This window comes from Agrobacterium sp. RC10-4-1 (assembly GCF_014138475.1).
Classification (GTDB): Bacteria; Pseudomonadota; Alphaproteobacteria; order Rhizobiales; family Rhizobiaceae; genus Agrobacterium; species Agrobacterium pusense.
The window spans coordinates 543,916-561,264 of record NZ_JACJIT010000003.1; the positions used below are offsets into that span (position 1 = coordinate 543,916).

The following is a 17,349-nucleotide window of genomic DNA, read 5'->3' on the forward strand; positions in this document are numbered from 1 at the left end:
GTCTTTGAATCGCAAGAGGCTAAAATGGTCGTCAACTCCGATCAAACGTCGTTCCTGTTCGGACGGCTAACCTGGGAGTCAATCCCGCTTCACGAGCCCATTCTTGTCGCCACCTTCGCGGCCGTGGCTCTGGGCGGCATCGCCGTCGTCGGCGCCATCACCTATTTCAGGCTGTGGGGCTACCTCTGGAATGAATGGTTCACGAGCATCGATCACAAGAAGATCGGTATCATGTACATCATTCTGGCGCTTATCATGCTTCTGCGCGGTTTTGCCGACGCCATCATGATGCGCGTGCAGCAGGCCATCGCCTCCGGCGGATCGGAGGGATATCTTCCGCCGCATCACTACGACCAGATATTCACCGCCCACGGCGTCATCATGATCTTCTTCATGGCCATGCCGATGATCACCGGTCTCATGAACTTCGTCGTGCCGCTGCAGATCGGCGCCCGCGACGTTTCATTCCCGTTCCTCAACAATTTCTCCTTCTGGATGACCACGGCTGGCGCCGTCATCACCATGATCTCGCTGTTCATCGGTGAATATGCGCAGACGGGCTGGCTTGCCTATCCGCCGCTTTCCGGCATCGACGGAAGCCCGGGAGTGGGGGTCGACTATTATATATGGGGTTTGCAGATCGCGGGTGTCGGAACGACGCTGTCAGGCATCAACCTGATCGTGACCATCATCAAGATGCGCGCGCCGGGCATGACCATGATGCGTATGCCGATCTTCGTCTGGACGTCGCTGTGTTCGAACATCCTGATCGTGGCATCCTTCCCGATCCTGACCGCAACGCTCGCGCTTCTGACCCTTGACCGCTACGCTGGTACGAATTTCTTCACCAACGACCTCGGCGGCAATCCGATGATGTATGTCAACCTCATCTGGATCTGGGGCCATCCGGAAGTTTATATTCTGGTACTGCCGGCTTTCGGTATCTTCTCCGAAATCGTCGCCACCTTCTCGGGCAAGCGCCTCTTCGGTTACGCGTCGATGGTCTACGCCACTGCCGTCATCACCATCCTGTCCTATATCGTCTGGCTGCACCACTTCTTCACCATGGGTTCGGGCGCAAACGTCAATGCCTTCTTCGGCATCACGACGATGATCATCTCGATTCCGACGGGTGCGAAGATCTTCAACTGGCTCTTCACCATGTATAAGGGCCGCATCAAGTTCGACGTGCCGATGCTGTGGACGATCGGCTTCATGATCACCTTCGTCATCGGCGGCATGACCGGCGTCCTTCTCGCCGTACCGCCAGCGGACTTCGTGCTGCATAACTCGCTGTTCCTGATCGCCCACTTCCACAACACGATCATCGGCGGCGTGGTGTTCGGCGTTCTCGCCGGCATCGTCTACTGGTTCCCGAAGGCCTTCGGCTATCGTCTCGATCCGTTCTGGGGCAAGCTGTCCTTCTGGTTCTGGTTCACCGGCTTCTATTTTGCCTTCATGCCGCTCTATATTCTCGGCCTGATGGGCATTACCCGCCGCCTCAGCCAGTTCGAAGACAACTCTCTTCAGATCTGGTTCCTGATTGCCGCCTTCGGCGCCTTCCTGATCGCGCTCGGCATCGCCTCCTTCGTCATCCAGCTCATCGTCAGCTTCCTGAAGCGCGACAAGCTGCGTGACGTCACCGGCGACCCCTATAATGGCCGCACGCTGGAATGGTCGACGTCTTCTCCGCCGCCGCAGTATAATTTCGCCTTCACACCCGTCATTCATGATGTTGACGCCTGGACGGACATGAAGAAGCGCGGTTACAGCCGCCCGCTGGAAGGCTTCATCCCAATCCACATGCCGAAGAATACCGGCTCGGGCGTCATCATCAGCGCCATCAGCGTGGTGCTGGGCTTTGCCCTGGTGTGGCACATCTGGTGGCTGGCCGTTCTGTCGTTCATCGGCATCGTCGCGGTCTCGATCGCCCATACCTTCAACTACAATCGCGAATACTACATTCCAGCCTCCGACGTCTCCACGGTTGAGGCGGAGCGTACCAAGCTGCTCGCGAAACAGGCGTAACGAAACATGGCTCATACACCTGCACAAAGCGTCGACGGCGCTGAACCACCGGTCTTTTACCTGAAGGAAGACCATCATCCGGAGAACGGCACTTCGATCGGCTTCTGGCTCTACCTGATGAGCGACTGCCTGATTTTCGCCGTGCTCTTCGCCACCTACGCCGTCCTCGGCCGCAGCTATGCGGCCGGACCTTCGGGCGCAGATCTGTTCGATCTCAAGCTCGTCGCCATCAACACCGGCTTCCTGCTTTTCTCCTCCATCACCTATGGCTTCGCCATGCTGGAAATGGAAAAGCAGAAGGTAAAGACGACCCTGGTCTGGCTCGGAATCACCGGTCTCTTCGGCCTCGCCTTCCTTGCCGTCGAACTTTACGAGTTCCATCACCTGATCGAAGAAGGAGCCGGTCCGCACCGTTCGGCTTTCCTGTCGTCGTTCTTCGCGCTCGTCGGCACGCACGGTTTGCACGTCACCTTCGGCATCATCTGGCTCGTCACGCTGATGGTGCAGATCGCCAAGCACGGCCTGATCGCGGCGAACAAGCGTCGCCTGATGTGCCTGTCGATGTTCTGGCACTTCCTCGACGTCATCTGGATCGGCGTCTTCTCCTTCGTTTACCTCATGGGAGTTCTTTGATGAGTTCCGAAGCACACGCACATCACGACGCGCATGGCGACGACCATCATCACCATGATGGCGCGAGCCACGGCACGTTCAAAAGCTACATGATCGGCTTCATCCTTTCGGTCATTCTGACGGCGATCCCCTTCTGGCTGGTCATGGGCGACGTCCTTGAAAACAAGACGCTGCTCGTCATCGCCATCATGGGCCTCGGCGTCATCCAGATCTTCGTGCACATGATTTATTTCCTGCACATGGACACCAAGTCGGAAGGCGGCTGGACCTTCATGGCGCTGATCTTCACCGTCGTGGTGCTGCTGATCACGCTCTCCGGTTCGCTGTGGGTCATGTACAACATGAACAAGAACATGATGCCGCTGCACATCGAAGATGTGAAAAACCTGCCTTAACCAGAAATTGCGGCCTGCCGGAAGCCCGGCAGGCCGCCTTCCGCGCCAACACATAACCCCATGAATCGTGGCGCGATTTATGGGGTTATCTGCTGGAAGAAGCGCATTCGGGGCGATGAGGCCCGGTCAGGTGGACGACACCTCCGCCAGACATGCTTCTCAAGGACCGTGACATGACCAAAACAACGCCCCCCAAGCGCGGCATTCGCCCCGCAGCCATCGTCGTTCTGTTTCTGACCGTCGCCCTGACAGGGCTGCTGCTGGCTCTTGGAACCTGGCAGGTCAAAAGACTTTCCTGGAAGCTCGACCTGATTGAGCGTGTCGAGGCCCGTGCGCACGCGGAGCCCACCGATGCGCCCGCCGCCGGGCAGTGGCCGGCGCTCGGCGAGCCAGCGGAGTACGAATATCGCCGTGTGAGACTTTCGGGCACTTTCCTCAACGACAAAGAGGTCCAGGTCTATACCGTTACCGATCTCGGCCCGGGTTACTGGATCATGACACCGCTGAGACGAGATGATGGCACGAGCATCATCGTCAATCGCGGCTTTGTCCCGTCCGACAGGCGAGACCCGTCATCGCGACAGGAAGGTCAGCCGACAGGCCGCGCGGAGGTCATCGGGCTGATGCGTGCCCCCGAGACAGGCGGGCTTTTCCTCCGCACCAATGACCCCACAAATGGACGCTGGTACTCCCGCAATATTCCGCAGATATCGCAGGCCTCCGGCCTTTCGGGCGTCGCGCCGTTTTATGTCGATGCCGATGCGGCACCCAATCCCGGCGGTCTGCCGGTCGGCGGCAAGACCATGCTTACCTTCCCCAACAACCATCTCTCCTACGCCATTACCTGGTACATTCTCGCGGCCATGGTCGTCGCGGCGGGCTGGTATGTGCTGCGCAATCTGAACGCCCCGAGGTCAAAGCAGGGCAAGGATTGAGCGGCCGGTTTTACCGAATGGTTCACAAAACCCCTTCCTTCTTCACGTTTTGCTGATCTATAACGACAGTTCGGCCTGACATGCCCGTCGGCGCAGCTTCGTTTCGGTGAGTTATGGCAAGAGCATTTCTTCTCGTTCTGGATTCCTTCGGCGTCGGCGGTGCGCCCGATGCGGAGCACTATGGCGATCTTGGAGCGAATACGCTCGGTCACATCGCGGAATTCTGCGCTGCCGGTGCAGCTGACAGAACGGGACTACGGTCCGGACCGCTGAAGCTGCCGAACATGTGTTCGCTCGGCCTGCTGGAGATCGCAAGGCAGGCAAGTGGTGACATTCCCGCCGGCATGGAGGCGCCGGAACGCATTTTTGGCCTGCATGGCTGCGCCAGCGAAGTTTCGAAGGGCAAGGACACTCCGTCCGGTCACTGGGAGATCGCGGGAACGCCGGTGACGTTCGACTGGGGATATTTTCCGACGGAGGGCGATGCGTTTTCGCCGGAACTGGTGAAAGCGATCTGCGAGGAGGCGGATCTTCCGGGCATTCTCGGCAATTGCCATGCTTCCGGCACCGAGATCATCGCGCGATTCGGCGAAGAACATATCCGGAGCGGCAAGCCGATCTGTTACACATCTTCGGATTCCGTGTTCCAGATTGCCGCGCACGAAACGCATTTTGGCCTGGGGCGGCTCATCGCGCTCTGCGAGACGGTACGCAAGCTGCTCGATCCGCTGAACATAGGCCGCGTCATCGCGCGTCCCTTCATCGGCGAAACGGTCGCGACCTTCGAACGCACCGGCAACCGCCGTGATTTTTCCGTGCTGCCACCGGAGCCTACTCTGCTCGACCGGCTTGTGGAGGCCGGCCGAAAAGTGCACGCCATCGGCAAGATCGGCGATATCTATGCCCACCAAGGCGTTTCACGCGTCATCAAGGCAAACGGCAACGCCGCCCTGATGGATGCGACGCTGCAGGCTATCGACGAGGCAGAAAACGGCGATCTCGTCTTTACCAATTTCGTCGATTTCGACATGCTTTATGGCCATCGGCGCGACGTTGCCGGTTACGCCGCCGCCCTTGAGGCTTTCGATGCGCGAATCCCCGAAATCCACCGCAAGATGGCGCCTGGCGATATCGCTCTTCTGACCGCCGATCACGGCTGCGACCCCACATGGCGGGGCACGGACCACACACGGGAAAGGGTACCGATCATGGCATTCGGCCCGGGCATCCGCTCGCGCGATGTCGGCATTCGTTCAAGCTACGCCGATATCGGCGAAAGCATCGCCCACCATCTAGGTATCGAGGCCGGTTCTCACGGCAGGAGCTTCATTTGACATCGCATTTGCTGAAGGCGGAAATTCACTGCCACATCGAAGGTGCGGCCCCGCCCGCCCTGGTCGCGAAACAGGCTGAAAAATACGGAATCGACACCAGCAGCTTTCTGCGGGACGGCCAATATGTATGGTCGGATTTCGCTGAATTCATCCGTTGTTATGATGCGGTGGCGCAAGTGTTCAAGACGGATGAGGATTATGCCGTTCTCACCGAAGCCTATCTGACCGAACTCGCAGAAGCCAATACGATCTATAGCGAACTGATCATTTCGCCCGACCATGGCGACCGCATCGGGCTTGGCGCCGACGCTTATCTGGCCGGCATTGCCGAAGGCATCCGGATTGCAAGGGACAAGACGGGTATCGAAACCCGCATCATCGTCACAGGCGAGCGGCACTTCGGTCCGGAGCGGGTGATCGCCGCGGCCGAATATGCGGCGCGCACCCAACATCCGCTGGTGACGGGGTTCAACATGGCTGGCGAGGAGCGTATGGGCCGCGTCGCCGATTATGCGCGCGCCTTCGATATCGCACGCGATGCCGGCCTTGGATTGACCATTCATGCCGGCGAGGTTTGCGGGCCGGAAAGCGTGGCCGATGCACTCGATCTCGTCAAACCATCCCGCATCGGGCATGGCGTGCGGGCAATCGAGAATGCCGGTCTCGTTGCACGGCTCGCCGAAACCGGAACAGTCCTTGAAGTCTGCCCCGGCTCCAATATTGCGCTCAAGGTCTATCCCGACTTCGCCAGCCATCCGCTGAGAGCCCTCAGCGACGCGGGAGTGCGGGTCTGCATCAACTCCGACGACCCGCCATTCTTCTTTACATCACTTGCACGGGAATATGCGCTGGCCGCCGACGAGTTCGGCTTCAGCGATGGCGAGATAAACAGCATGACCCGCACCGCACTGGAATGTGCCTTCGTTGACGAGGCAACGCGCGGAAGGCTGCTTAAAAAACTCGACGGCGCCTGATGCAGCTGTTGGCAGGGTAAAACCACGAAGAAGGCTTGCGAAAAGCCGACTTTCGGTCAATTACAGGGGCACAAGAAAAAAGGAAGGCCAGTTTCATGGACGGCGTCACAGTCATCGAACATCCGCTGGTGCGGCACAAACTCACCATCATGCGCAAGAAGGAAACCTCCACAGCCGGCTTCCGCCGCCTGCTCAGGGAGATTTCGACGCTGCTCTGCTATGAAGTGACGCGCGATCTTGAAATGACGATGGAAACCATCGATACGCCGCTCGAGACCATTCAGGCACCAGTGCTGGAAGGCAAGAAGCTGGTTTTCGCCTCCATCCTGCGCGCAGGCAACGGCCTTCTGGAAGGCATGCTCGAACTGGTGCCTTCGGCGCGCGTTGCCCATGTCGGCGTCTATCGCGACCACGATACGCTCGAGGCCGTCGAATATTATTTCAAAGCTCCGGAAAGCCTCGATGCCCGTCTGGTCATCGTTGTCGACCCCATGCTGGCGACCGGCAACTCCTCCATCGCCGCCGTGGAAAAGCTGAAGGAGCGTGGTGCGAAGAACATCCGCTTCCTGTGTCTTTTGGCAGCCCCCGAAGGCATCAAGAATTTCCGTGAGGCACATCCCGATGTGCCGATCTACACCGCCGCGATCGACAGGCATTTGAACGAGAAGGGTTACATTGTCCCCGGCCTCGGTGATGCCGGCGACCGCATGTACGGCACCAAGTAACCATTCATCATCGCTTAACCTTTTACGCCATTCGCCGCCCGATCAGCGGCGGATGGCTTTTTCTTTTAAGATTTCGGCATGTTTTGCGTCTATTCTTGCCAGGGGTAACCGGCCCTCGGAGGAGTGAAGACTTGCTGGCGCGCGCGATTTTTCTGCTTGTTGGCCTTTCCATCGGCGCCACGCAAATACCCGTTCTGATGGACAAATTTCAGCCGCGCCCGGAAAGCAGCGTAGCAAAAACCGAAATTGTGGCCGAAGCAGCCAAACCCCAGCCTGTTTCGTTGGGCGGAGTCAATCTGAAAGCTGACGCCCGCGGCCACTTCAACGCCACCTTTCGTATCAACGGCAAATCATTCGACGGACTTATCGACACCGGTGCTTCAACGGTTGCCATCAATGAGACGATTGCACGTCGGCTCGGATACGGCGTCAACAGTCTGGATTTCAAATACGCGATCTCAACCGCCAACGGTCAGACCATGGCCGCCTATGTGAAGCTCGACCGGGTGGAGATAGGCACGATCCGCGTGCAGAATGTCGACGCCATGGTGCTGAAGGACAATGCACTGAGCAACATGCTGGTCGGCATGAGCTTCCTGAAGCAATTATCGTCGTTCAAGGTTTCTGGCGGCGAAATGCGGCTGGTCAGGTGATCCGCTCGAGAACGGGTGCAGCGACTTCCGGCGCGTCGTCGCTGATTCCATAGCAGGCCGTTATCGCTTTAATGGCGTAGGCTGCGTCTTCTCCGGACGCTGCATGGACAATGGCAATCGGTTCTCCCTTTTCCACCTTCATCCCAAGCGGCAGGATATTCGAAATACCAACGGCGGGATTGATCCTGTCCGAGGGTTTTCGTCTGCCGCCGCCAAGTCCGACGACGGCGATGCCGAGTTCGCGCGTTGCGCAGGATGTCAGCCAGCCGCTGCTCACGGCCTGGACCGGAAGAGTGACTGGCGCGGACGGCAGATAAAGGAAAGGATTTTCAACGAAATCCGTTGGCCCGCCCAATGCCGAAATCATTCGCGCGAAAATTTCCATTGCCCGACCGGAGGAGAGGGCGGCCGACGCCAGTGCTGCGCCTTCTTCTAGTGTGGCCGTTTTTTGAGCCTGCACGAGCATTTCCGCCGCGAAAGACAGAACCACGTTTTCCAGACGGCTACCAGCCTTGCGACCAGCCAGAAAATCGAGACAATTGACGATTTCAACGGCATTGCCGGCGGCATCGCCAAGCGGCTGGTTCATATCTGTTATCAGCGCCGTTGTCGGCAAACCTGCGCCAACAGCCACATCGACCAGCGCGCGGGCGAGCGTTCGTGCATCGTCAATGCTTTGCATGAAGGCGCCGTTGCCGACCTTGACATCAAGCACAAGCGTCTGCAGCCCGGCCGCCAGCTTCTTCGACAGGATAGAAGCCGTAATCAGCGGTATGGAATCGACCGTCGCGGTCACATCGCGAATGGCATAGAGGCGTCTGTCAGCGGGGGCGAGGTCACCCGTCTGACCGATGATGGCACAGCCGACCGTCTTCACCGCCCGGCGAAACAGAACCTCGTCCGGCATGACATTGTAACCGGGAATCGCTTCCAGCTTGTCCAGCGTGCCGCCGGTATGCCCAAGGCCCCGGCCGGAAATCATCGGCACAGCGAGACCACAAGCGGCTACGATCGGGGCGAGCATCAGAGAGACATTGTCTCCAACGCCACCGGTCGAGTGCTTGTCGGCAACCGGCCTGCCGATATCGCTCCAGGACAGGACATCACCGCTGTCACGCATGGCAAGTGTCAATGCCACCATCTCATCCCGATTCATTCCACGGAAAAACACCGCCATGGCAAAAGCCGCCGCCTGCCCTTCCGAGATGCCGTCTTTCGACAGCGCTTCGATGAATGCGGCGATCTCCTGCGGCGAGAGCGCCAGGCCATCGCGTTTGCGTCGGATGGTTTCCTGCGGGATCAAGCTCAATACCCGCTGGCGGTCCTGGCGGGCTCTCCGCCGGCCAGAACGTTCAGCACGTCGTCAAGGAGACCTGAAGCGCCGAAACGGAACGTCGAAGGCATGGCCCAGTTCGGCGCCATGATGGTTTCCGCCAGCCGCAGGTAAAGTGTCGCGTCCCCCACGGTACCGATCCCGCCGGCCGGCTTGAAGCCCACCTTCTGTTTGCTGTCGCGGATCGCCTGCAACATGATGTCAGCCGCCTCCAGCGTGGCGTTGACGGCAACCTTGCCTGTCGAGGTCTTGATGAAATCGGCGCCTTCGGCAATGGCAATTTCGGAAGCCCGACGGATCAGGGCCTTGTCCTTCAGCTCGCCGGTTTCGAGAATGACCTTGAGCAGCACGGGTGTAGCGCAGGCCTTGCGAACGGCGGCCACCATGTCGGAAACCGCGGTTTCATCGCCCGCGATGAATTTGCGATAGGGAATGACAAGATCGATTTCATCCGCACCGTCGCGGATCGCCACCTCGGTTTCCGCGACCACGGTTGCGACATCAAGATCACCCGACGGAAAATTGACGACCGTTGCAATGCGGATCGTGTGATCCTTTCCGAAGGCGGCGCGCGCCTGCGCCACGAAACGCGGCCAGATGCAGATGGCGGCCGTATTGCCAAACTCCGTATGCGCCCGCTGGCAGAGCGCGGCGATCTGCTGTGGCGTGCAGTCTTCCTTGAGGTTGGTGAGGTCCAGCAAGGACAAAGTGAGGGCAGCCGCTTCGCGCGGACGCTGGAGTTCCATGGTCACGCTCCTCCTGCGATCATTTCCTTCAGAATGGCGGCAAGCCTTTTGCCACCCACGGGAGCCATGTCCTTGGTTTCTTCATGGCTCAGTTCCGCGCCGGTCATGCCGGCACCGTAATTGGTAATAACCGATGCGGCAGCGACGCGCATCCCGAAAAAGCGCGCAAGGATGACTTCCGGCACGGTAGACATGCCCACGGCATCCGCCCCCAGCAGCCGCGCCATGCGGATTTCCGCCGGTGTTTCGAAGCTTGGGCCAGAGAACCACATATAGACACCGCCGAACAATGGCACCGTCGCACGGATGGCGGCATTGCGCATGGCAAGCATAAGATCAGGATCATAAGCCGTCGTCATGCCGACGAAGCGGCGGTCGCTTTCCTCACCGATCAGCGGGTTCATGCCGGAATAATTGATGTGATCGGTGATCTGCATGACGGAGCCGGGTGGCATATCCTGCCTGACCGAGCCCGCCGAATTGGTGAGGATGAGCGACTGCACGCCCAGGCCGGCGAGCGCTTCGATGACCGGGCGCATCGCTGCGGGATCACCCTTTTCGTAGAAATGGACCCGACCCGACAGCATCATGACGGGCTCACCGCCGAGATAACCAGCCACCAGTTCGCCCGCATGGCCGGAAACGCCGCCAGCGGGAAAGCCGGGCAGCTCGGCGCAAGGAATACGGATCGGCTCGCTCACCTCTTCCACCAGCGATCCCAGACCGGAGCCAAGCACGATGGCGACGCGCGGCATGAGGCCGTTCAGGCGGTCCACCAGAATGTCGATCAAACCGTCGGTCATCAGGGCAGCTCGGTCTTGAAGACGGAGGGTAGCAGCTCTTCCATGGTCATGACCTTCTGGACGCCGGTTTCGTCACAAAGATAGATCTTTGTCTCCGGCGTGGCGAACTCGGCGATCTTCTGGCGGCAGCCGCCACAAGGAGAGCAGAGCGGCAGCTTCTCGGCGATAACGGCGACTTCATTGATCTTTTTCGCCCCGCCCATGATCATGGCGCTGATGGCTGATGGTTCTGCGCACCAGCCCTGCGGGAAGGAGATGTTCTCGATATTGGCGCCCTTGTAGATCTTGCCGTCTTCGGCGCGGATTGCCGCACCGACCGGAAATTTTGAATAGGGGGCATGGGCGAAGGCCATGGCCTCTACTGCCGCCTCAAACAGGGCATGGGCCTGCGGATCGGATTTCGGGTCGGAGGACATGGGGTTAACGCTCCTTCGCATAAGCAACGCCACCGGCCTTCGGGGGCTTGGCAACGCCGATGAAACCCGCAAGCAGGATGCAGGTCAGAATATAGGGCATGGCCTGGAATATCTGCACCGGCACTTCGCCGATGCCAGGCACGGATTTACCCTGCATGAAGTTCGCGACAGCATCCAGAAAACCGAACAGAAGGCAGGCGAACATAACCGGCACCGGCTTCCATTTCGCAAAGATCAACGCCGCGAGCGCGATGTAGCCCTTGCCCGCCGACATGTTGGCGATGAAGGCAGCGGATTGAGCCACAGCAAGATAGGCGCCCGAAAAACCGCAGAGAAAACCGGCGACAATGACAGCGCGGAAGCGCATCCACGTCACCGAAATACCAGCCGTATCGACAGCGCCCGGATTTTCACCGACCGCGCGCAGGCGCAGGCCGAAACGCGTTCGGTAAAGCACCCACCAGGACAGCGGCACCGCCAGGAAGGCAAGATAGGTGAGGATGTTGTTGCCGGAAATGACGTTTGCATAGAGCGGGCCGATGAAGGGAACCTCGCGCATGGCATCAGCGCCGGGCAGTATGATCGGGGCAAAACGCCCCTCGCCCGGAAGCTGCGGTGTGCGTCCGCCCTGGCCGAACCAGGCCTGTCCCAGTACCACGGTCAGGCCGGCGGCAATGAAGTTCAACGCCACGCCCGACACGATCTGGTTGCCGCGATTGGTGATGACAGCAAAGCCGTGGATCAGCGAGAACAGGATCGAGACGGCAATACCGGCCAAGAGGCCAGCCCAGGGGTTCGCCGTGATATAGGCAACGCAGGCGGAAGCGAAGGCCGCTGCCAGCATCTTGCCCTCAAGGCCGATATCGAACACGCCGGCCCGCTCGGAAAAGAGCCCGGCCAGTGCGGTAAAGAGAAGCGGAATGGTGAGACGAACGGTCGAGCCCAGAATACTGACCAGCATATCGAAGAAATCCATGTCAGCTCACCCCTTTGCCAGACGCTGGTAAATGCGGACGATTGCAGGCCGGTACATATATTCCAGCGCGCCGGCGAAAAGGATCACAAGACCCTGAATGACCACGATCATCTCGCGGGTAATGTTGGGCATCTCGAAGGAAAGGTCTGCGCCGCCCTGATAGAGAATGCCGAACAGCAATGCCGCAAAGATGATGCCGAGCGGATGGCTTCGGCCCATCAGCGACACGGCGATGCCGACGAAGCCCGCACCGGCGACGAATTCCACCTGCAGACGGGCCGACGCGCCCATAACCGGGTTCAGCGCCATCATGCCCGCCAGACCGCCAGAGATGAGCATGGCGATGATGACGGTGCGTGCATAGGGAATACCGGCATAAATGGCGGCGGAGGGGCTGATGCCGAGCGTGCGCATTTCATAACCGAGCTTGGTGCGCCAGATGAGCACCCACACCAGAAAACACATCACCAACGCTATCAGGAAGGAGACGTTAAACGGCGCCGGACCAAGCTTCAGGCCGAAGAGGGCCATCAGCCAGTCGAGTTTCGGCAATTGGCCGCCCGGCAGAAAAGTGCGGGTTTCCGGCGCCATCTTGCCGGGCACGATCAGCACGTTCACCAGCAGGTAAACCATCAAGGCCGCAGCAATGAAGTTGAACATGATGGTGGTGATGACCACGTGACTGCCGCGTTTTGCCTGCAGCCAGGCCGGAATGAAGGCCCAGGCGGCGCCAAAAACAGCAGCGCCGATGACGGCGAAGGGCATCGTCACGTACCATGGCACATAACGATCGAGCGCCAGCGCCACCAGCGCCGCGCCAAGGCCACCGACATAGGCCTGACCTTCGGAGCCGATATTGAAGAGCCCGGCATGGAAGGCGACGGCGACGGAGAGGCCGGTGAAGATGAAACTCGTCGTATAAAACAGCGTGAAGCCGATGGCATCACCACGGCCGAGCGCCCCTTCGATCAGCAGGCGCAGCGCCGCAAGCGGGTTTTCACCGATGGACCAGACAACGAGGCCGGAAATCAGAAAGGCGGTAACGACATTGAGAAACGGCAGGAGGCCGTAAGTAATCCAGTTTGGCAGCGGTACGGAAGCGGTGCTCATTCATGCCTCATGCGGCGATGCCGGCCATCATCAGGCCCAGCGTCTGTTCTTCGGCTTCCGCCGTTTTTTCTCCGACGACCCGGCCTGCGAACATGACCATGATCCTGTCCGACAGCGACCGGATTTCATCGAGTTCGACGGAAACCAGCAAAATCGCCTTGCCAGCATCGCGCATTTCGATGATGCGGCGATGAATGAATTCGATCGCGCCGATATCCACGCCGCGTGTCGGCTGGCCGATTATCAACATCTTGGGGTCACGCTCGATTTCACGGGCGACAACGATCTTCTGCTGGTTGCCGCCGGAAAAGTTGGCGGTCTTCAGCTGCGGGTTTGGCGGGCGGATATCGTATTTCTCGATCTTCTCGACCGCATCCCTGCGAATGGCCTCGGGGTTGAGGAACGGCCCTTTGCCGTAACGTTCGTCGTGATGATAACCAAGGATGGAGTTTTCATATTCCTCGAATTTCAGCACCAGCCCCATGTGATGGCGGTCTTCCGGGATGTGGGCGAGGCCAAGCCTGCGTAAAATTGCGGGATCGGGGCGATCCACCTTCTTTCCGTCCACCCAGATTTCGCCGGAATAGGGCTTTCGGATGCCAGCGATGGCTTCCAGCAGCTCCGACTGGCCGTTGCCTGCGACACCGGCTATACCGACGATTTCACCTGCTCGGACATCCAGCGAAACGTCATCGACCATGGTGACGCCGCGGCTATCCTTGACGGTGAGATTGCGGATCGACAGAAGAACGTCGCCCGGCGTCGTTTCGCCCTTCTCCACCCGCAGCAGCACCCGTCTGCCGACCATCAGTTCGGCCAGCTCCTCGACGCTCGTCTCGGAGGTTTTCCGGGTCGCCACCATCTCGCCACGACGCATGACGGAGACGGAGTCCGTGATCGCCATGATCTCGCGCAGCTTATGGGTGATGAGAATGACTGTCTTGCCCTGATCACGCAGCACGCCGAGGATCTTGAACAGGTGATCGGCCTCTGCCGGCGTCAGAACGCCGGTCGGCTCGTCAAGGATCAGGATTTCCGCGCCACGATACATGGCTTTCAGAATTTCGACGCGCTGCTGGAGGCCGACTGGCAATTCCTCGATCACCGCATCGGGATCGACTTCCAGTCCATAATCGTCTTCCAGGCGCTTCAGCTCCCTGCGTGCACCAGCCCGGCCGTTGGCCAGCAGCGCACCGCCTTCTGCGCCCAGCATGACATTTTCCAGCACAGTAAAATTTTCGACCAGCATGAAGTGCTGATGCACCATGCCGATACCGGCATTGATGGCGGCCTGACTGTCGCGGATCGAAACCGGCGTGCCGTTCACCCGGATTTCACCGGCATCCGCCTGGTAAAAACCGTAGAGGATCGACATCAAAGTCGACTTTCCGGCACCGTTTTCCCCGATGATGCCGTGGATCGTACCCCTGGCAATTGTCAGATTGATGTTCTTGTTGGCGTGTACGGCACCGAATTTCTTGTCGATGCCCACGAGTTCGATTGCAGGGTCCATATTCAAACCGAAACCTCTCCGAAGGCTGGATATGAAAAGGGCGCAAGATGAAAAACATCACGCGCCCCAGCCACATATCATATCATTTCGGGCAGGAATTGTCCGCCATGTAATCATGGACCTTGACGGCGCCGGAGATGATGTCGGCTTTGGCCTTGTCCACGGCAGCAGTCATTTCAGGCGTGATGAGCGCCTTGTTGTTATCATCGAGCGCGTAGGCAACGCCGTCTTCCTTGACGCCGAGAGCGACGATGCCAGGCGTGAACTTGTCATCCTTGGCGTCCTTATAGGCGTTGTAAACGGCCAGATCGACGCGCTTGACCATCGAGGTCAGAACCGAACCGGGATGCAGGTGGTTCTGATTGGAATCGACGCCGATCGAGAATTTCTTGTTGTCGGCGGCAGTCTGGAGCACGCCGATACCGGTCGCACCGGCTGCCGCGTAAATCACGTCCGCGCCCTGATCGATCTGGTTTTTGGTAAGCTCGCCGCCGCGCACAGGGTCGTTCCAGGCAGCGCCGGTGGTGCCGGTCATGTTCTGGAAGACTTCGATCTTGTCGTTGGCAGCCTTGGCGCCTTGAGCGTAACCACAGGCGAACTTGCGGATCAGCGGAATGTCCATGCCGCCGATAAACCCGACCTTGCCGGTCTTGGAAGCCATGCCGGCCAGCAGACCGACGAGGTAAGAACCTTCGTGCTCCTTGTAGACGACCGAGCGGACGTTCGGCAGTTCAACGACGGAATCGACGATGACGAACTTGGTGTCGGGGAACTCGGCGGCAACCTTTTCCATGGCCGACGTCCAGGCGAAGGATACGGCGACGACAGGGTTGAAACCCTTGCTGGCGAAGTTGCGGATGGCCTGTTCGCCCTGCGTGTCGCTGGTCGGTTCGAAGTCGCGGAATTCGATGCCCGTTTCCGCCTTGAACTTTTCAGCGCCGGCCGCAGCGGCCTCGTTGAACGACTTGTCGAACTTGCCGCCCGTGCCATAGACCAGCGCAGGCTTGATATCCGCGGCGAGCGCGGAAGCCGACATTGCGGCAAGCGCAAAAAGCGTCAGAAGGGATTTTTTCATTGTGCAGCCCTGTTGTTGCAATTGATATTTTAAGGGTCCTCCCGCAATCCCGTTTCCCGGGAATGTCTGCGGAACCGCCAGCCGTTATACCGGCTGTGCTTGCCTCATATCCTTGCATGGCTCAATGAAAAATTCATCCGGTTTTTTTGACCCGGTGGAAAAACTTTGATCTGACGATTTTTTAGTCTTTCCACCGGGCAGAACTGCAAAAAAACTAGTCGATATTACAGCTTACGCCGGTTCCCCTGAGGCCGCAATAGCCGCCCGGGTTCTTGGCAAGATATTGCTGGTGATAGTCCTCAGCATAATAAAACGTTTCAAGCGGCCCGATCTCGGTGGTGATGGCGCCGGCATGGCCAGCCTCTTCCAGAGCCTGCTGAAATGCGTCTCGAGCTTTCTGCGCCTGCTGCAGCTGCCCTTCCGTTGTCGCATAAATGGCGGAACGATAGGTCGTGCCGACGTCGTTGCCCTGCCGCATGCCTTGAGTGGGATCGTGCTCCTCGAAAAATATCTTCAAGAGCGCCCCGAGCGAGATCGTCGCCGGATCGTAGACAACCTTGACAACCTCGGCATGGCCCGTCTGACCCGTCGTCGTTTCCTGATAGGTCGGATTGCGGGTAAAGCCGCCGGCATAACCGACCGCCGTCACCCAAACGCCGGGCGTCTTCCAGAACAACCGCTCCGCGCCCCAGAAGCAACCCATGCCGAGATAGATGGTCTCGAAGCCATCCGGATAAGGCCCCTTCAGAGGTCTGCCGTTGACGAAGTGAAGTTCCGGCACAACGAGAGCCTCTTCACGGCCAGGCAACGCCGTCTCTTCGGTCGGCATCGTCGTTTTTTTAGAAAGCGTATCGAACAGGAACATTCGGTCCTCCATGCGGCCAGTTCCGCCGCTTCTCACGGTTCACATCCGCGGGCGCCAGCCCCGTCAGACCGACAAACGTCTCGTCGCCTTGTATTTTCTGTAACCGGCCATCCAGCAGAGGAGGGACAGAGCGAGGAAAAAGGCAAATGCAGGCAGTGCCGACAGGGCATTTTCTATGAAGCGCCACGCTTCAGGGTGAATATAGTGAGCCAGAGACGCTTCCACCATGGTTCGCGAAGCAGGAAGAAGATAGTTCCAGACTGACAATATGCCGGTGATGGTGACTGATGACGTGGAAACAGAGCGGATCGAATCGAGCACACCCAGAAAAATCGCTGCGGCGAGGAAAAGAAAGCTCAAAAACCGCAAAAAAGCTTTCATTGGGATACCTCGCTCACGGTCTGCCGCTTACGGCAGCCACATTTTGAAACATTTCCTGCATGGATAAAGGCCGGAAAACGCGATTGCAATCGCATCGAAAGGCATGAAATTGCCGACAATTCAAAAAACTGTCAGATTCGTGTTGATCCCTGCGAATTCATCGGTATATATCGCGCCGTTCCAGTGATTTGCATTCTTCATGACATGCAGACTTGAAAAAGGACAGGTGGCCGAGTGGTTTAAGGCGCACGCCTGGAACGCGTGTGTGCGTGAAAGCGTACCGTGGGTTCGAATCCCACCCTGTCCGCCATTTCGCCCACTTCAAACCATTATAATGGCATCCCGGAAGTCCTTGTGCCTGCGGCGCCGGACGACTGCGCAGCATAGCGTCAAAGTCGCGTTTTTCGGCTTACGCAAGCCTTGATGGCTATGCATCTGCAAAGAAAGAGTTTCC

The 17,349-nt window shown here is 58.8% G+C and carries 18 protein-coding genes and 1 tRNA gene; 9 read left to right on the forward strand and 10 right to left on the reverse strand.

Annotated elements, in window-relative coordinates:
• Positions 1-24 precede the first annotated feature (24 nt).
• The 8 genes from cyoB (at position 25) to FHW77_RS11270 (ending at position 7,677) form a co-directional block, all read left to right on the forward strand.
• Positions 25-2,028: a cytochrome o ubiquinol oxidase subunit I gene (gene cyoB / locus FHW77_RS11235; protein ID WP_004439200.1), complete on the forward strand. Its 2,004-nt coding sequence runs from the start codon at positions 25-27 to the stop codon at positions 2,026-2,028.
• A 6-nt stretch (positions 2,029-2,034) separates the two neighbouring features.
• Positions 2,035-2,661, forward strand: a complete 627-nt coding sequence (gene cyoC / locus FHW77_RS11240) for a cytochrome o ubiquinol oxidase subunit III (RefSeq protein WP_004439198.1) — start codon at positions 2,035-2,037, stop codon at positions 2,659-2,661.
• On the forward strand, positions 2,661-3,056 hold the full coding sequence (gene cyoD, locus FHW77_RS11245; protein WP_004439196.1) for a cytochrome o ubiquinol oxidase subunit IV: 396 nt from the start codon (positions 2,661-2,663) through the stop codon (positions 3,054-3,056). The genes cyoC and cyoD overlap by 1 nt, the downstream gene beginning before the upstream one ends.
• Before the next feature lie 173 nt (positions 3,057-3,229).
• A complete protein-coding gene (locus FHW77_RS11250) occupies positions 3,230-3,991 on the forward strand; it encodes an SURF1 family protein (RefSeq protein WP_004439194.1) in 762 nt (253 codons plus the stop codon).
• Between the two features lie 113 nt (positions 3,992-4,104).
• Positions 4,105-5,325 (forward strand): phosphopentomutase, encoded by a 1,221-nt coding sequence (locus FHW77_RS11255; RefSeq protein ID WP_004439192.1) that lies wholly within the window; start codon positions 4,105-4,107, stop codon positions 5,323-5,325.
• Complete coding sequence (locus FHW77_RS11260) at positions 5,322-6,299, forward strand: adenosine deaminase (RefSeq protein WP_004439190.1); 978 nt, start codon at positions 5,322-5,324, stop codon at positions 6,297-6,299. The genes FHW77_RS11255 and FHW77_RS11260 overlap by 4 nt, the downstream gene beginning before the upstream one ends.
• Before the next feature lie 95 nt (positions 6,300-6,394).
• Positions 6,395-7,024: a uracil phosphoribosyltransferase gene (upp, locus tag FHW77_RS11265; RefSeq protein ID WP_004439188.1), complete on the forward strand. Its 630-nt coding sequence runs from the start codon at positions 6,395-6,397 to the stop codon at positions 7,022-7,024.
• A 131-nt stretch (positions 7,025-7,155) separates the two neighbouring features.
• The gene (locus tag FHW77_RS11270) at positions 7,156-7,677 is read left to right on the forward strand and encodes a TIGR02281 family clan AA aspartic protease (RefSeq protein ID WP_004439183.1); all 522 of its coding nucleotides are present in this window, start codon (positions 7,156-7,158) and stop codon (positions 7,675-7,677) included.
• Here FHW77_RS11270 and deoA read toward each other — a convergent pair.
• The 10 genes from deoA to FHW77_RS11320 form a co-directional block, all read right to left on the reverse strand.
• Positions 7,670-8,986, reverse strand: coding sequence for a thymidine phosphorylase (deoA, locus tag FHW77_RS11275; protein ID WP_004439181.1), 1,317 nt, complete (start codon positions 8,984-8,986; stop codon positions 7,670-7,672). The two genes, FHW77_RS11270 and deoA, sit on opposite strands and share 8 nt — an antisense overlap.
• On the reverse strand, positions 8,983-9,756 hold the full coding sequence (deoC, locus tag FHW77_RS11280; protein WP_004439179.1) for a deoxyribose-phosphate aldolase: 774 nt from the start codon (positions 9,754-9,756) through the stop codon (positions 8,983-8,985). The genes deoA and deoC overlap by 4 nt, the downstream gene beginning before the upstream one ends.
• A gap of 2 nt (positions 9,757-9,758) precedes the next feature.
• Positions 9,759-10,559, reverse strand: a complete 801-nt coding sequence (locus FHW77_RS11285; RefSeq protein ID WP_004439177.1) for a purine-nucleoside phosphorylase — start codon at positions 10,557-10,559, stop codon at positions 9,759-9,761.
• Complete coding sequence (locus FHW77_RS11290; protein ID WP_004439175.1) at positions 10,559-10,975, reverse strand: cytidine deaminase; 417 nt, start codon at positions 10,973-10,975, stop codon at positions 10,559-10,561. Before FHW77_RS11290 ends, FHW77_RS11285 begins: the two co-directional genes overlap by 1 nt.
• 4 nt (positions 10,976-10,979) lie before the next feature.
• Positions 10,980-11,951, reverse strand: coding sequence for an ABC transporter permease (locus FHW77_RS11295; protein ID WP_004439173.1), 972 nt, complete (start codon positions 11,949-11,951; stop codon positions 10,980-10,982).
• A 6-nt stretch (positions 11,952-11,957) separates the two neighbouring features.
• On the reverse strand, positions 11,958-13,061 hold the full coding sequence (locus FHW77_RS11300; protein WP_004439171.1) for an ABC transporter permease: 1,104 nt from the start codon (positions 13,059-13,061) through the stop codon (positions 11,958-11,960).
• Positions 13,062-13,068: 7 nt separating this feature from the next.
• Positions 13,069-14,574, reverse strand: coding sequence for an ABC transporter ATP-binding protein (locus FHW77_RS11305; RefSeq protein ID WP_034496172.1), 1,506 nt, complete (start codon positions 14,572-14,574; stop codon positions 13,069-13,071).
• Between the two features lie 82 nt (positions 14,575-14,656).
• A complete protein-coding gene (locus tag FHW77_RS11310) occupies positions 14,657-15,649 on the reverse strand; it encodes a BMP family lipoprotein (protein WP_004439166.1) in 993 nt (330 codons plus the stop codon).
• A gap of 214 nt (positions 15,650-15,863) precedes the next feature.
• Complete coding sequence (gene msrA / locus FHW77_RS11315) at positions 15,864-16,514, reverse strand: peptide-methionine (S)-S-oxide reductase MsrA (RefSeq protein WP_004439163.1); 651 nt, start codon at positions 16,512-16,514, stop codon at positions 15,864-15,866.
• A gap of 63 nt (positions 16,515-16,577) precedes the next feature.
• Positions 16,578-16,895, reverse strand: a complete 318-nt coding sequence (locus tag FHW77_RS11320) for a hypothetical protein (protein ID WP_004439161.1) — start codon at positions 16,893-16,895, stop codon at positions 16,578-16,580.
• A gap of 220 nt (positions 16,896-17,115) precedes the next feature.
• Here FHW77_RS11320 and FHW77_RS11325 point away from each other — a divergent pair.
• Positions 17,116-17,205 (forward strand) — tRNA-Ser (locus tag FHW77_RS11325).
• Positions 17,206-17,349 lie beyond the last annotated feature (144 nt).

What these genes read in the sequence shown, in the direction of transcription:
- cyoB (WP_004439200.1), top strand. Translation starts at nt 25, where the DNA reads ATGGTCGTCAACTCCGATCAAACGTCGTTCCTGTTCGGACGGCTAACC.
- cyoC (WP_004439198.1), top strand. Translation starts at nt 2,035, where the DNA reads ATGGCTCATACACCTGCACAAAGCGTCGACGGCGCTGAACCACCGGTC.
- cyoD (WP_004439196.1), top strand. Translation starts at nt 2,661, where the DNA reads ATGAGTTCCGAAGCACACGCACATCACGACGCGCATGGCGACGACCAT.
- FHW77_RS11250 (WP_004439194.1), top strand. Translation starts at nt 3,230, where the DNA reads ATGACCAAAACAACGCCCCCCAAGCGCGGCATTCGCCCCGCAGCCATC.
- FHW77_RS11255 (WP_004439192.1), top strand. Translation starts at nt 4,105, where the DNA reads ATGGCAAGAGCATTTCTTCTCGTTCTGGATTCCTTCGGCGTCGGCGGT.
- upp (WP_004439188.1), top strand. Translation starts at nt 6,395, where the DNA reads ATGGACGGCGTCACAGTCATCGAACATCCGCTGGTGCGGCACAAACTC.
- deoC (WP_004439179.1), bottom strand. Translation starts at nt 9,756, where the DNA reads ATGGAACTCCAGCGTCCGCGCGAAGCGGCTGCCCTCACTTTGTCCTTG.
- FHW77_RS11285 (WP_004439177.1), bottom strand. Translation starts at nt 10,559, where the DNA reads ATGACCGACGGTTTGATCGACATTCTGGTGGACCGCCTGAACGGCCTC.
- FHW77_RS11290 (WP_004439175.1), bottom strand. Translation starts at nt 10,975, where the DNA reads ATGTCCTCCGACCCGAAATCCGATCCGCAGGCCCATGCCCTGTTTGAG.
- FHW77_RS11295 (WP_004439173.1), bottom strand. Translation starts at nt 11,951, where the DNA reads ATGGATTTCTTCGATATGCTGGTCAGTATTCTGGGCTCGACCGTTCGT.
- FHW77_RS11300 (WP_004439171.1), bottom strand. Translation starts at nt 13,061, where the DNA reads ATGAGCACCGCTTCCGTACCGCTGCCAAACTGGATTACTTACGGCCTC.
- FHW77_RS11305 (WP_034496172.1), bottom strand. Translation starts at nt 14,574, where the DNA reads ATGGACCCTGCAATCGAACTCGTGGGCATCGACAAGAAATTCGGTGCC.
- FHW77_RS11310 (WP_004439166.1), bottom strand. Translation starts at nt 15,649, where the DNA reads ATGAAAAAATCCCTTCTGACGCTTTTTGCGCTTGCCGCAATGTCGGCT.
- msrA (WP_004439163.1), bottom strand. Translation starts at nt 16,514, where the DNA reads ATGTTCCTGTTCGATACGCTTTCTAAAAAAACGACGATGCCGACCGAA.
- FHW77_RS11320 (WP_004439161.1), bottom strand. Translation starts at nt 16,895, where the DNA reads ATGAAAGCTTTTTTGCGGTTTTTGAGCTTTCTTTTCCTCGCCGCAGCG.